Annotated in this window: 12 protein-coding genes; 3 read left to right on the forward strand and 9 right to left on the reverse strand. The window is 59.6% G+C overall.

Annotated features, from left to right (window positions below):
• The first annotated feature begins 499 nt into the window (after window positions 1-499).
• Window positions 500-1,264: a gamma-glutamyl-gamma-aminobutyrate hydrolase family protein gene (locus tag NET03_RS00005; RefSeq protein ID WP_252126832.1), complete on the forward strand. Its 765-nt coding sequence runs from the start codon at window positions 500-502 to the stop codon at window positions 1,262-1,264.
• Window positions 1,265-1,318: 54 nt separating this feature from the next.
• Here the strand turns inward: NET03_RS00005 and lon are convergent, their stop codons facing one another.
• The 4 genes from lon to NET03_RS00025 all read right to left on the reverse strand — a co-directional run bounded on the left by lon (window position 1,319) and on the right by NET03_RS00025 (window position 7,101).
• Entirely contained in the window at window positions 1,319-3,802 is a 2,484-nt protein-coding gene (gene lon / locus NET03_RS00010) for an endopeptidase La (protein ID WP_252126833.1), read from the reverse strand.
• Window positions 3,803-3,812: 10 nt separating this feature from the next.
• Entirely contained in the window at window positions 3,813-4,268 is a 456-nt protein-coding gene (locus NET03_RS00015) for an Hsp20/alpha crystallin family protein (RefSeq protein WP_252126834.1), read from the reverse strand.
• Window positions 4,269-4,378: 110 nt separating this feature from the next.
• Window positions 4,379-5,320 carry a decaprenyl-phosphate phosphoribosyltransferase gene (locus tag NET03_RS00020; RefSeq protein ID WP_252126835.1) on the reverse strand — a complete coding sequence of 314 codons (942 nt, stop codon included), beginning with the start codon at window positions 5,318-5,320 and terminating at the stop codon, window positions 4,379-4,381.
• A gap of 5 nt (window positions 5,321-5,325) precedes the next feature.
• Entirely contained in the window at window positions 5,326-7,101 is a 1,776-nt protein-coding gene (locus NET03_RS00025; RefSeq protein ID WP_252126836.1) for a putative glycoside hydrolase, read from the reverse strand.
• A gap of 270 nt (window positions 7,102-7,371) precedes the next feature.
• On the opposite strand from NET03_RS00025, the gene NET03_RS00030 reads away from it, so the two are divergent.
• Complete coding sequence (locus NET03_RS00030; protein WP_252126837.1) at window positions 7,372-8,382, forward strand: polyprenyl synthetase family protein; 1,011 nt, start codon at window positions 7,372-7,374, stop codon at window positions 8,380-8,382.
• A gap of 2 nt (window positions 8,383-8,384) precedes the next feature.
• On the opposite strand, the gene NET03_RS00035 is transcribed toward NET03_RS00030, so the two are convergent.
• Both NET03_RS00035 and NET03_RS00040 read right to left on the reverse strand, forming a co-directional pair.
• The gene (locus NET03_RS00035) at window positions 8,385-8,975 is read right to left on the reverse strand and encodes a hypothetical protein (RefSeq protein WP_252126838.1); all 591 of its coding nucleotides are present in this window, start codon (window positions 8,973-8,975) and stop codon (window positions 8,385-8,387) included.
• Between the two features lie 55 nt (window positions 8,976-9,030).
• On the reverse strand, window positions 9,031-9,981 hold the full coding sequence (locus NET03_RS00040) for a nucleoside hydrolase (RefSeq protein ID WP_252126839.1): 951 nt from the start codon (window positions 9,979-9,981) through the stop codon (window positions 9,031-9,033).
• Window positions 9,982-10,065: 84 nt separating this feature from the next.
• Between NET03_RS00040 and NET03_RS00045 the strand changes: the two genes are divergently transcribed.
• Window positions 10,066-11,691: a TolB family protein gene (locus NET03_RS00045; protein WP_252126840.1), complete on the forward strand. Its 1,626-nt coding sequence runs from the start codon at window positions 10,066-10,068 to the stop codon at window positions 11,689-11,691.
• A gap of 2 nt (window positions 11,692-11,693) precedes the next feature.
• Here NET03_RS00045 and NET03_RS00050 read toward each other — a convergent pair whose 3' ends face one another.
• From NET03_RS00050 to lspA, 3 genes are read right to left on the reverse strand one after another with little or no spacing between them, the layout of a single operon-like run.
• Window positions 11,694-13,013, reverse strand: coding sequence for a glycerate kinase type-2 family protein (locus NET03_RS00050; RefSeq protein WP_252126841.1), 1,320 nt, complete (start codon window positions 13,011-13,013; stop codon window positions 11,694-11,696).
• Window positions 12,995-13,963 carry an RluA family pseudouridine synthase gene (locus NET03_RS00055; protein ID WP_252126842.1) on the reverse strand — a complete coding sequence of 323 codons (969 nt, stop codon included), beginning with the start codon at window positions 13,961-13,963 and terminating at the stop codon, window positions 12,995-12,997. The genes NET03_RS00050 and NET03_RS00055 overlap by 19 nt, the downstream gene beginning before the upstream one ends.
• Window positions 13,960-14,478, reverse strand: coding sequence for a signal peptidase II (lspA, locus tag NET03_RS00060; RefSeq protein WP_252126843.1), 519 nt, complete (start codon window positions 14,476-14,478; stop codon window positions 13,960-13,962). Before lspA ends, NET03_RS00055 begins: the two co-directional genes overlap by 4 nt.
• Window positions 14,479-14,575: the final 97 nt, after the last annotated feature.

Here is a 14,575-nt window from a genome sequence, read left to right on the forward strand (position 1 = left end):
CTCCACTCACAATCCGCTCGGCCTTCACCCCTCTTGGGGTAGACCGACCAGATTCGTGGCTCACTTGGGATGTCGGCCACTCCGGCCACGAGGGCTCGGTGCACTCGACCACACTCCAGTTGTCAAGGTGCTCACGGAGCTTATCGCTCCGCCAGACGCATCCAATACTATACCCGTCACCGCCCCTCGTGTCAAGGGTCGCGAACTCACCCCTTATCCTCTCCCCTCCTCACCTCCAACGCAAACGCCGCAACTTCACCTCTCGCGGAAAGCCCTGCAACCTCGCTTCTTCGACAGTATCTCACCCCCTCTAACAGCCGAGCGATTCCACTCCGGTGCGCAATAGCGCTGGTCTACTTGCTCATTCCATTGCTGGCCAGACCTGCACCGACTCCTTGCCCTCATTGTCCCACTGCACCAGTATGCTCACTCTGCACATCGCACTCATCGCACGCACTACTGTGCTACCCTCAGTGTCAAAATGAAAGGAGTGCATCCAGTGCCAGCGCCAGTTATCGGCATCACTCCAGACATCACCCGAGAATCAGCAGCCCACGGCCTCACCACTCGCCTGGCGTTGAATCTCGACTATGCCGAGGCTATCGCCCACGCGGGTGGAATCCCCGTGGTCCTGCCACCTGTCCTCGAACCCGCCCGCTTTCTTGAGAACCTCGACGGCATCCTCCTCACCGGAGGCGGCGACATCGCACCCTACCGCTACGACGCTCCCACCATTCATCCTGCAACATACGGGATATCGGACGTGCGCGACGAATTTGAGATCGCCCTTGTCCACGCTGCACTCAACGCCGACGTCCCACTCCTCGCGATCTGCCGCGGCCTGCAAGTACTCAACGTCGCACTCGGCGGCACGCTCATCCAACATATTCCCGATCAGATTGACGGCGCCCTCAATCACCGTCAGCAGGAACTCAGTATCCCCTCAGGCGAACCGGCACATCCCGTCACAATTCGACCTGACTCGCACCTAGCCCGTATCGTTGGCACCACCCACCTCATGGTCAACTCCTATCACCACCAGGCCGTCGCAGAACTCGCCCCTCCTCTCCTCCCTACGGCGACTGCTCCCGACGGGGTGATCGAAGCAGCTGAAATTCCAGGAGCCACCTTTGTCCTCGCAGTCCAATGGCATCCCGAGCGCCTGTTCCAGCACTACCCCGCCCATCATGCCCTGTTCGCTGCACTCATCGAGACTGCACAGAGTCGCGCCGCCCGCCGCGCAACAGTCGTGGAACAGAAATGAAGCGGGGCAGGTAGTCCAACCTGCCCCGCTGGCCTCTCCAGGTGACCGTGGCACTCAGCTGAGTGCCGCAATCGACTCAACCGCCGCTTCTCCACCACGTCCTCGGGCCTGTGTTTCTCTCAGTCGCTGCTGGAACTCCTCCGGCAATGCCGCCTGGAGTACTTCATCGATCGTTTCGACCAAGACGAAGCGCAGGTTCTCGCGGAGCGTGGCAGGGAGCTCGTCCAGGTCCATCTCGTTCCGCTTCGGCAAGATGAACGTCTTCACACCAGCACGCTGCGCAGCCAGCGCCTTTTCCTTAATGCCACCCACTGGCAGCACCTGGCCCCGCAACGTGATCTCACCCGTCATCGCCACGTCCTCGCGCACCGGGATACCGGTTAGCAACGAGACCAGCGCGGTGACCAGTGTCACTCCAGCAGATGGCCCATCCTTCGGAATCGCTCCGGACGGAACGTGGATATGGATATCCGAGTCCTTCATGAAGTCCGGGTCGATTCCAAACTGCTCAGCACGTGAACGCACAATACTCAAGGCAGCCTGAGCCGACTCCCGCATGACCTCGCCAAGCTGACCTGTAATGAGCAGATTGCCACGACCAACCATGCGCGTGGCCTCGATGAACATAATGTCCCCGCCAACCGGTGTGACGCCAACACCGATCGCAACCCCTGGCTGGGCAGTGCGCTCCGATAGCTCCTCATAATAGTACCGCCGCTTGCCCAAGAACTCATGCACCATATCGACGGTGATCGTCCGCGGCACCTCCTGCCCCTCGGCCATGCGCGTCGCCAGCTTCCGCGCGACCGCCGCAACTTCGCGCTCGAGGTTCCGTACACCGGCTTCCCGCGTGTAATGCTGAATAATCTCCAAGATCGCCTCGTCCGTGAACTCAAAATCCTCTGGATTCAACGCATGCCGGCGGAACTGCTTTGGAATGAGATACCGGCGAGCGATCTGCAACTTCTCCTCGTCTGTGTATCCGGACAGGACAAGAATCTCCATCCGGTCGCGAAGTGCCGGCGGAATTGTGTCCAACACGTTGGCCGTTGCGATGAACATGACCTTCGACAAGTCGAAGGGCACGTCCAGGTAGTGATCCCGGAAGGTACTGTTCTGTTCCGGATCCAGCACCTCCAGAAGTGCGGACGCCGGATCACCTCGCCAGTCCATCCCCACTTTGTCGATCTCATCGAGGACGAAGACCGGATCGTTCGTGCCAGCGCGCCGGATGGCCTGAATGATCCGTCCAGGCATCGCGCCAATGTAGGTGCGCCGGTGCCCACGAATTTCCGCTTCGTCCCGCACACCACCGAGTGACATCCGCGTGAAGGCTCGCCCGAGTGCCCGTGCAATCGACTGCGCAAGGCTCGTCTTCCCCACACCAGGAGGACCCACAAAGCAGAGGATCGGCTCGCGCCCTGGCTCACTCTCCTCGCCTCGTTCCTTGCGCAGGCGCCGCACCGCAAGGTACTCCAAAATCCGCTCCTTGATCTTCTCGAGATCATAGTGATCCTCATCCAGAATCTGGCGCGCCCGTGCGATGTCGATCTCACCTTCGGTGCTGCGATTCCATGGCAGCGAGACGAGCCAGTCGAGGTAGGTCCGGATCACTCCATACTCGGCCGATGCCGGCGGCAACTTGCTCATCCGCTCCAGCTCGCGGAGAGCCTCACGCCGAGCCTCCTCTGGCATACCAGACTGCTCAATCTTGGCCCGGAACTCGTTGATTTCCGCCTCCTGCTCGCTCGTCTCACCGAGTTCGCGCTGGATCGCCTTGAGCTGTTCGCGCAGGTAGAACTCACGCTGCGAACGCGCCACCTCTTCCTGGACCTCACTCTGAATCTTCTTGCCGAGCTCGAGGAGATCCAGCTCACGGCTCATAAACGCGTTCAGCCGCAGCAGTTTGTCACGCACGCTGTCCAACTCAAGGAGCGCCTGCCGCTCCTCGGGATCCATTCGCAGGTTCGACGCCAAAAGGTAGACCAAGTGCAGCGGATCTTCGATATTCAAGACCGCCGTGACGAGTTCTTCCGGCAGATTGGACACCAACGAGACCAACCGCTGGAAGAGCTCCAGCGCAGTCCGTGTCAAAGCCTTAACTTCGATCGTATCCTCGACAACCTCAGGGATCTCCTCGACGAGTGCCTTCAGATACGGCTCTTCGGTCACCCACTCCACGATCCGAACCCGGCGCAGGCCCTGCACCGCCAGGCGCACCGTTCCATCAGGGACGCGCATCATCTGCTGGATGCTTCCGATTGTACCCACCTGGTAGACATCCTGCGGACCCGCACCTTCCTTCTTCGGATCCTTCTGGAGGACGAGAACAAGTACCCGATCTCCTGAGGCCACGTCGTCAATGAGTCGCAGCGAACGCGGCTGTCCGGCTGCGAGCGGCACTAGGGTCGTCGGGAAAACAACAGTGTTCCGTAGTGGAAGCACCGGCAAGAGCTTGAGCTCACGCTTCTCAGACCGCGCTTCCCCTTCCACCTGCTGCTCGTTTTCTTCCATCGGCTTACGCAGTTCGTCACTCATCGCACGCTCCTCAGGATTCAGGGCTAGTCTCTGAACGGAGCGGAACAGTACGCGAGACACGTGCTCGCGGTAGGGTCACTTCCAGGAACCCACGCTCATAGACAGCTTCCACGTGATCGAGATCGACCGGAAAGGGCAAGAGAACCTCTGCTTCAAATGGCCCATAGGCGATCCCCATCTCGTGGTAGGTCCGCCGCTGGCCCTCTTCTCGAGGTCGTCGCACTCCAGAGATCTGAAGCACTGAATCGCTGACGACCACGCTGATATCGTCCTCGCGTAGGCCAGCGAGTTCCGCCCGCACGACCAAACCCCGTTCGTCTTCATACACCTCGAGCGGTGGCCTCCAAGGCCGCGCCGCCATCCGCAGGAGCGGTGAAAAACCGACGTACCAGGCTTGGAACGCTTCCACCACTTCCTGCTGGAGCCGGTTTCCTTCGCGACGTGTGCTTCGTCGCACGCTCACCATGCTGTGATGCCTCCTCCGCCTCTTCGCGCCGCTCCTCGTGTCCGCGGCGCACGCCTTGTTCAGCCAGCTCCGAGCCGGAGTATACCACTCCTCGGTACGCCTTGCAATGATCAACGCAACTGCATTGCGCCGACTTGTAGCAAGTCTGCGCCGTACAGCAAGGCCAGCATCAGGAGCCCCCATGCGATGATCGCCCCAAGGAGTGGTCGATCGTCCAAAAGCACCTGCTCCGGCATACCTCCAAGATCCCGGCGGTAGACAAGGTACAAATACCGGAAGATCCCGTACAAGACGAACGGAATTGTCAGCATCATGCGGTGCCCATCGGGAAGGTTGGGGGCCGAGAACGTGTACAGCGAATAAGCCATGATCGTCGCTGTCGCTGTCACCTGCAGAAGCGCATCCAGGAGCGGAACTGGATAGTCGTCCAGAGTTCGCCGGTGATTCGCTGCCAGGCCCTCCAGCAACAACACCTCGTGCCGCCGCTTGGCAACGGCGAGGAATAGAGCGAGGAGCACCGTACAGAGATACAGCCAGGGCGAGAGTGGCACCTCGACTGCAGCGGCTCCACCCCATACGCGGAGGACGAAACCACCAGCAATTGTGAAAACGTCGAGCAGCGCGACATGCTTCAAGCGCACGCTATACAGCAGCATCAACCCGCAATATCCCAACACAACAAAGAACGTCTCACCACCGGCAAGCCAAGAAAACCACGCTGCCAGCACTCCCAATCCAACGATCGAGATCCAAACATGCCGCGCTTGCAGACGTCCCGCCGCAATCGGACGATGACGTTTGAGAGGATGTTCACGATCAGCTGCTGCGTCACTCCAATCGTTAAAGAAGTAAATCGCACTCCCCGCAGCGCAAAAGGCTAAAGTGGCAAGCAGCCCATCCACAAGTGCACCCATGTCGAGCAGTCGCCGTCCGAACACCAGCGGCGCCAATACAACAGCATTTTTGATCCACTGGCGCGGCCGTGCCGTCACGAGGAGATCACGCATCAATGTGAACGGGGCAACAGCTGTCACGCTCAGGCGCTTCTCCATTTGACTCATCCACCTGCAGGCTCTAATGCCTCCTCCTGATACACACTATCGGCATTCCACAGCATCCACGACTCGAGCCCGGCATCGTACACCGCTTGGATCTGCGCCCGGACCTCTTCCTGGCCATATGGCTTCCCAGGTCCATAAGAAAAATCTTGGAGCCACGCCCGGAACTTCTGTTTCGCCGTCGGGACTCGCGTTAAGCCGTTCTCTAGGCTCCATCGAATCACTTCATAGGGATGGTCGTTCGGAACCTCGAAGCCAAGCGACCCAGCCCAGAAGTGCGAAGGATAAAGCATCGGGCACACATAGTCGACGTGTTCTACGACCACTTCGAGATTCTGTCCGATCCCACTGTCGCTCAGTTCCCACATCGTCAAACCGAAAATATCTGCCGCTAGGTACGCCGGCGTTGGTAAGAGCGCCTCATATGCAGTCTGTAGAAAACCCCCGATCGCGGCCATGCGATTCTCTGCGGTGTGACTGACTCCATAGTCAGCTTTCTGTAAGGGTCCGTCAGTTGGGAAGCGAATGTAGTCGAACTGGATCTCGTCGAAGCCGAATCCTGCTGCTTCGACAGCCAGTGCAACGTTATACTGCCAAACCTCACGGCGATACGCGTTGACCCACGCCACCCCGTTCCAGGTTCGCCAAGCCTGGCCTGTAGTACGGTCGCGGATCGCCCACTCTGGCCGCGCCTCTGCCAGGATAGGATCTTCAAAAACCACAATTCGGGCAATTGTGTAAATGCCACGCGCTTTAAGGCCACTCACGAGTTCCCGAGGTTGGAGAATCGGTCGGACCGCGCCGATCTCGTGTGCCAGCGCAACCTGCGTATCGTAGTACACGTGCCCAGTGCTGTCCTTAAGATCGATCACCACTGCGTTCAACTCAGTCCGATCGACCAGTTGAAGCCGTTTTTCCAGCGCTTCCGGTTTTGACGCGACGAGCACATTAATATAGATCGCACGCACGACCAGTGGTTCCAGCGTCACTTGGACCTGGAAGTTCTCCGGTACGATGAGCGATGTGGCACGGTATCCAGGTGCCTTTACGAACACCTGCTGGCCCGGAGCAACCCCCTTGAGCTGGAACGTGCCGTCCTCAGCGACTCGCGTCCAAATACCAGTTGTTGCGACGATTGCTGCCACCGGTTGCCCTTGCAGATCACGGATGACGCCGCGAAGCACGTCCGGACGCAAGGCCAGATCAGCGACGCTCTGGTCAGTGCCAAGCGTCACGCGCGCTGTCGCATACTCCATGTGCTCGGCAACGAGCTCTGCACCCTCTGGAACGCCTCGGAGGACATAATGCCCTGTTGCATCCGTGACCGCACTGGCGAGCGTCACACCGTCACGGACGGCGCGGATCGTCGCACCGGGGATGGGCTGCCCATCTCCGTTCCGAACGACCGAGCCTTGCACGACATTGGAGCGCAAGGGGACCCGCAAACGACGTGTCTCGCGATTCACCGATACGACGACTGCGTCATAATCCGGCGCGACAATACGCAAAGATCCTTCAGTCAGCCTTGGAACACGCACTCGTCCTTCTCGATCCGTCTGGAGCACGCCACTGGGCATTTCCACGGTCGCCCCCACAATAGGCCGTCCTGTCCCGCGGTCGACCACGAGGAGTTCTAGTTGATCGTCGTGCCACCAAAGCTGGTAGACCGCCGTTCCGAGAACGAGCAACAATGGAATGAGCACGCTCGCCAGACTGATTTTCCAGGACAATCTCCGCCGCTGACCGCGCCGATTCAGTCTGCTGCTCGGGTACACGCGGATCGCTCCGTCTCAGCTCCAGCTCCTCATTTCCCCGTCGCGCCGCAGTATGCCATAACAGTCGTGCCCGTCCATCCAAACTGCTCTGATCTCAGAGCAGTCCACCCATGGCCCGGACACCCACGATCGAGTGGCAGGCTCCCCAAAACCTCCACGCAATACCGCAAGCCCCCAGTCGCTTGGCCCGGCACTGGCAAAATCACCGCTACCTCTTTTCGAGCACGCTTTCTCTGAGACATACTAGCAAGAGCCGCGCAGGCGGCTCTGATGGGATACGAAGCAAGGTTCGGGGGATTCTTGGACTTCAGCACGGTTCTTCAGCGGATGCGTCCGGATCTTCAGCGGGTGGAGGATCGTCTCCTTGCGGAGACTGCACTCGAGTTCCCGCTGGTCGGCGATATTCTACGAGCCCTGATCGTCTCGGGCGGGAAACGCCTGCGTCCGTTACTCCTCCTCCTTGCTGCAAAACCGTTCCGCTACGACCTGGAACGACTGGTCCCTGCAGCAGCTGGCATTGAGCTCCTGCATACAGCATCGCTGATTCACGATGATTCGATCGACGGGGCATCCCGTCGGCGAGGACAGCCAACACTCAATGCGATCTTTGATTCCTCAATCGTCATCATGGTCGGCGACTATATGTTTGCACGATCAGCCATGCTCGCCGCCTCCACTATGAACCCTCGTGTCCTTGCCGTGTTCGCGCGTTGTCTTGGTAGCATCTGCGATGGGCAGCTTCGCGAACTCTTCGCTTCACGGCGAACCGATATTAGTCTCGATGACTACCAACGCCGGATCTACGGGAAGACCGCGTCGCTTTTCGCTGGATCCGCAGAAATCGGCGCCATTCTCGCCGAAGCCCCCGAAGATCAGATCGAAGCACTGCGTGCGTTCGGCAGCGCCATGGGAATGGCCTTTCAGATCGTTGACGACGTCTTGGACTTCCGTGGGAGCGAGGACGAACTCGGGAAGCCGGCTGGCCAGGATTTGCGTCAGGGGACTGTGACGCTTCCAACTATGCTCTTCCTCGCTGACGGGAAAGCCACGCGTGAGGAACGGGAATTCGTCGAGGAAGTGATCCGGTATGGTCCAGCAGACGATGCAGCCCTCACAACGGCCGTCCGTCTCATCCGCGAGTCGGGAGCTCTTGAGGAAGCGCTCGCCGTAGCAAAAAGCTATGTTGAAGAAGCCAAGGAACTTTTGGCGGAGCTCCCACCAACCGAGGGCCGTACGATGTTGGCAGCCCTCGCCGATCATGCACTCGGTCGCCGGATCTAACCTCAAAGCGCGATCAGACTACGTTCATACATCCGCTCGAACAGCCGCTCCCAAAATCGTTCTCCTGGGGCAACACGCTCAATTTGCAAAGCCAGCTCATGCGGTTGTGCGGGAGTTATCAAGATAGTCGATAGCCGCTGCTGATACCGTCGCTCTACCGCCTGGTCAAGGAACACGAGTTCATGACGATGGCGCGGTTGAACCCCCGCAACAATGAGGAGGTCGGAGACCATCATCCGCGCGAGGTTATCCCGTGACACGCGTGTCGCGATGTCAAACTCTTCCCGTGCTCGCCCTTGTAGGCTTTGCCGCTGCGCGGCCAGCGATTGCAACTCGACCTCGACCATATACGCATTCAAGGCGAAGTCTCGCCAGGGCACGAAGTAATACGTGAACAGCAGCTGATACTCTGCCAGACGCCCAAGGATAAACGCTGCAATGCGATTCCCGCGCTGGCCACGTGCATTGAAGATGAACCAACCGTGCCCAGCACGTACATGCTGCTCGAGCGTATCGAAGAACTGTGTCAACCGCCCTAACAGATCCACATCCTGCAGTGACGGCTGCTCGTGAGGAACCGTTTCGCCCGACACTGCTCTTACCTCCAGCTTCCGGGGATCGCCCCGGGATGCATTCCAGGTATGCTAATTATGGCGTAGGGCTTTCCGGCCGAGTCGGCTCCTTCCCAACTACTACCAGGCCTAACCGCTCCCGCAAGAGCTCGTTTACCGCTTCCGCGTTGACTCCCTGCGCGACCAAGGCGGGTGCACCTGCTTCGGCACGCCAAACCGTGCGCCCACAAAGCTCGCTTGGAGAGGTCAACACATGCACAAAGGCTCGCTCACCGGTGACAAGATCCGGCCTCGCAGCGACAGCGACTGCCACAGGATCATGTAAGGCGAAGGAGTCGACTCCGCGCTCGTCAAAAGCCCAGCGTGACACTTCATAGGCAAGTCGAGCCCCTCGGCGATCGGATCCCGCAAGGCGTCCTCGCGCAGCCCGGTCGAAGCGCACGCCCGTTGTGACGTCCAGCCCGACCCAGATAGTCCGAAAGCGAGCCTCCGCGACGATATGGGCAGCCTCTGGATCACTCCAGACGTTGAACTCTGCAAACGACGTCACGTTGCCTGGTACGGCAAACGCACCACCCATAATAACCAGCCCCTCGACGAGTTCTGGCAGGCGCGGTTCCAGGCGCAACGCGATGGCCAGGTTTGTTAACGGCCCAAGACACACAAGGCGAAGTAATCCAGCATACCGCCGTGCTGCCCGTACGATCACCTCTGGTGCGGCTGTATCGAGAATCGGTCCGGAACGTTGAGGCGTAAGCATCGCTCCACCAAGACCATCGGGTCCATGGAACTCCCGAGCATCCCGGTGTGGACGGAGCAGCGGTTGACTCGCGCCGCGTGCGACCGGAACTGACACCGCCCCGAACCAGTCGAGCACGCGGCGCGTGTTCTGGGTTGCCTGCTCAACGTCCACATTGCCGGCCACTGTCGTCACGGCGATGACACTGAGTTCAGGCAGGGCAAGCGCTAGGCCGAGCGCAAGCGCATCGTCCACGCCAGTGTCAACGTCGATGACCACTGGAAACATACCTCTCCACCCGTTCCGCATCGGCCACAACCTCTAACGGTAGCAGGTATACTCGCCCGCGACCGTAGCGTGGAGGCATTGGGTGTGAGGAAGACACGACGACAGCGCCTGCAGGGAGTAAGACGGTCGCTACTCATTCTCCTCTTGCTCGTAAGTTGGCTTTTGCCACGTTTCGCAACTTCCGTTCGCGCACAATCCAGCGATTACCGACTCGAACCTGCATTGACATCGTCGGTCGGCCTCCAACTGAGCTCCCTGCGCGCCTCCGGATCACTACTCGTCTGGGAAGATCGCCGGAACGGTGCCCCAGATGTCTATGCCTACGATCTGGACGATGCTCGAGAGTTTCGCCCTGATCGCAGTCCCGGAGCTCGGTCCCAACCGGCCGTCAGTGGCACGCGCGTGATCTGGGTAAGCGGGGCCGATCCATCGCGCGCCACGATCGTCGGTACGGACATCGCCAGCGGTGCCACCTTCACCGTCACCGATCAGCCGGGGCAAGTGGAACAGCCGGCAATCGATGGCACGCTCGTCGCGTGGCGTGAAGTGCGTGGAGACCGAGGCCAGATTCGCGTACGAGACTTGCAAACGGGGCAGCGTTACGACCTTGCTCAAGGCGATGCTAACCAAGCGAATCCGGCCGTCAGCGGACAATTTGTTCTTTGGCAAGAGTTCCGTAACGGTAGTTGGGATCTTGTCCTTTGGGACAGCCAACGTGGAACCGTCACCCCTGTCGTCACCTCCCCGGATGACGAGATCGACCCGGTAATTGCCGGCGATTGGATTGCTTTTCGCCGCCAAGCCCGTAGCGGTGGGCCGCCATCGCTCATCCTGCTGGATCGTCGAAGCGGTTCAGAGACGATTATCACCGAGGGACACTTCATCGGGCGAATCGCGTTGAGTCAACGATTCGTGGTGTGGGAGGATTGGCGTTCGGGCCTGCCCGAACTCTACGCCTACGATATTGCGCTTCGAACGGAATTTGCGCTCGCACGGGCACAGCGCGTTGCCTGGCCAACGATCTCTGATCGCGTCGTCGGGTGGGTTACCGAACTCCCAGGCGGTCGTGGGCGCGTGCAAGCCTTAGCCATCCGCCAGCGTCTTCCCTCAGATCCACAAGAGCCCCCAGCCGTACCCTCGCCTGATCGGGTGTACTTTACCCAGACTAAGCATTTTTTGAGCGGCGGATTCAAGCGCTTCTGGCAGACACATGGCGGTGAGCGCATCTTCGGTTACCCCCTGACCGAAGAGTTTTCGACCACTGACCCGACAACGGGAGAGCAGATCATTGTCCAGTACTTCGAACGTGTGCGTCTCGAATATCGTCCCAACGCGCCGGAGGATCACCGGATTACCATCGGTCGACTTGGCGCTGAACTCACAGCTGACCGAGCCTTCGCACCGGTACCGCCGTTCCCCGACTCAACGGAACGCCGGTACTTTCCAGAAACCGGCCATTCGCTCTCCTATGGCTTTAAAGAATTCTGGGAAAAAAATGGGGGAGTGAGCGTCTTCGGGTACCCGATCAGCGAGGAATTCACTGAAAATGGGCGAACCGTGCAGTACTTCGAGCGAGCACGCTTCGAATATAACCCCAATGCCCCTGACGAGGACTCGCGGATTACGCTCGGTCTTCTTGGTCGCGAAGCCCTTCAGCGGATGGGGTGGCTCCCGCGTCCCCCTATCGACACGACGATGTTAACCCGTTAAGCCTACCTCGCTTCGTCAACAATCGCGAGGTAGAGATCATTGACGTTCGTGCCCGTTAACCCAGTGACAACGAGCGCTCCGACCGCTGCCAGGGCCGTCGCGGAGTCGTTCCGATGCAATGCATCCCGAGCATCGAGACCGAGAACACGCAACGCGTCGACCGTCCCTGTATCCACCACGGCGCCGGCAGCTCCACTTGTGCCGTCGTCCCCATCCGATGCCAGGCTCGCGATCGTGATGTCGCGCGCCCCGGTCACTGCAAGCGCGGCTGCCAGTGCCATTTCGGTGTTCCGGCCCCCGCGTCCATCCCCCCGAACGGTCACTGTAAGTTCACCTGCCGCGACCAACGCGACTGGTGGTGCCCACGGCAGACGCTCCTCCCGCACCGAGCGCGCGAGGGTCGCCCAGAAGCGCCCAAACTGGCTTGCTTCACCGGTATACCGCGTGCCGCACAGAACGGCCGGAAGTCCACGCGCCCGGCAGGCTTCGACCGCCGCACGCGCAAGCACGGCCGCATCGGCCAGCACGACTGATTGGAGCACATTTCCCAACCGGAGCGACGATTTCTCCGGCTCTTCCAGGATGGCGCGAACTGTTTCCGGAAGGTCGAACCACACATCGAGTTGTCTGAGTGTTCTTGCTATGTCTTCGGTTGTCGTCTCCGGTTCGACTGTTGGCCCGCTTGCAATCACTGGAAGCGGGCTCCCCAATACGTCGGAAACGATGAGATTGATAATGCGCGCTGGTGCAGCTGCCCGTGCAAGCCCGCCCCCCTTAAGGTCACTCAAACGACGTCGCACCGCATTGAGCAGCCAGATATCGGCTCCAGCCTTCAGTAAGCGTTCCGTTGTCAGCACAACGTCGTCTAAGTCCAAAGGGGCGCGCGGCACCTCGGCTAATGCAGATCCCCCACCTGACAAGAGAACAAGAACCAGATCGTGCTGATTCAAACCTCGTACCGCGTCCAAGAGTGCATGCCCAGCTCGGAGGCTTTGTGCGTCCGGGAGGGGATGACTGCCCGGGACAACATGACACCGCTCCAGCTCAGCATAATCCTCGCCGTCGCTCTTGGGGACCACCACACAGCGATGAACCCGCCCCCCGAGCACACTCAGTGTCCCACGCGCCATCGGCACTGCCGCTTTACCAAGTGCTAAGACCACAAGGCGGCTCTCGCGTTCGATCCGATGCGGGATACCACGAATAAGAACTGCATTGTCGCGTAGTTCAATTGCCTCCCGGACGAGCCGCTCTGGATCGACAGCACTCAAAGCCTCACGGAAGAGTTCCTCAACAAAACGTTTCAGGCGCGGTTCGAACACGGGACACCCTCGCGCTCACACTGGCGGATTGCCTCCAAAACGTGACGGAGATCGTAGGGCAGCGGTGTCTCGAGCTCGATTGTTTGCCCTGTGCTCGGAAGAGTAAAGCGTAAGTAGCGAGCATGCAAAAACTGCCGAGGGACAGGGACACAGAAAGGACGGTCTCCTCCGTACTGTTGGTCTCCAACGACTGAATGACCAATGAACGCACAATGGACGCGAATCTGGTGCGTCCGTCCCGTCTCAATCGTAACGTCCAAGAGTGTCGCGCAACGGAAGCGTTCGATCACGCGAAAGTGCGTGATCGCAGGCCGCCCCCACGGAACAACTGCCATCTTTGTCCGTTCGCGTGGATCCCGGCTGATTGGTGCATCGATTGTCCCGGAATCCGGTTCGACCACGCCGTGGACCAGCGCCGTGTATTTTTTCACGACGCTTCGACTGTGCCATTGTTCCAGTAAGGCAAGGCGTGCCGGCTCCGTCTTGGCGACCACGAGCAGCCCTGACGTGTCCTTGTCAAGCCGATGCACGATGCCCGGTCGATGACTTGGTTGGACTTGGAGGTCAGGGCGAATCGCCTTGAGTGCATTCACGAGGGTACCATGCTCGTGTCCCGGTGCAGGGTGCGTCACGATCCCAGGCGGCTTATCGAACACGATAATATCGTCATCCTCATAGATGACCGGGATCGGGAGATACTCTGGCTCAAGATCGCTGGGTGGTGCGACTGGTGGCAGATACACCTCCAGGCGATCACCATAACGGACTCGTTGAGCAGGCTTGCACGGCTCACCGTTGACGAGGATCTCCCCCTGCTTCATCATCTGTTGCACGAAACTGCGGCTCATCCCTGTCACCCGGCTTGCGATGAGCTTATCGAGCCGCTCCCCGTGCTCTCGCTCAGAAATTTGCAAAACCAGCCGTATCGCTTCTTGGGGTCGGGTTGTCATCGTGTGCGCTGCTCCATATCAATCCGTTCGGTCCGGCTCCTATCTATCGACGTCCGCGTCACCTCGGGCCACACAAGCAGGCCAACCAGCAACAATACTCCGATGGTGATTGCGCTATCTGCAACGTTGAAGGTCGGCCAAAACGAGAAATCAATGAAGTCCACCACGAATCCATGGCGGAAGCGATCGACGAGGTTTCCCAGCGCACCACCAAGCTGCAGACCTAACGCCACGGCTCCAGGCCAGGATGCGACAAGTGCACGGAACCATATAGCAAGCACGACGACAACCGCGAGCGCCAAGAGAGCCAACAGAGGATTCTTTCCTTGGAAGAGCCCAAATGCCGCTCCGGTATTCTCAACGTAGAAGAGGCGAAGAATACGAGGAATGAGCACAACCTCACTGACTGGGCCACCTGGTGCCAGATAGGCGAGGACGAGCGCCTTGCTGATCTGGTCGACAAGCAGCACCACGGCAGCGACGCTCGCGACAATCTCCCACCCTCGAGTACGCACTGCTTATCTCCTCATGCAAACCAAAGATAGCCGCTAACACCGCTGCTGCGGTACAGCGTCACCGCCCAATTCTACTGCCATTGTGACTTCCACTCTC

Origin of the sequence: Thermomicrobium sp. CFH 73360 (genome assembly GCF_023806465.1) — a bacterium.
GTDB lineage: Bacteria > Chloroflexota > Chloroflexia > Thermomicrobiales > Thermomicrobiaceae > Thermomicrobium.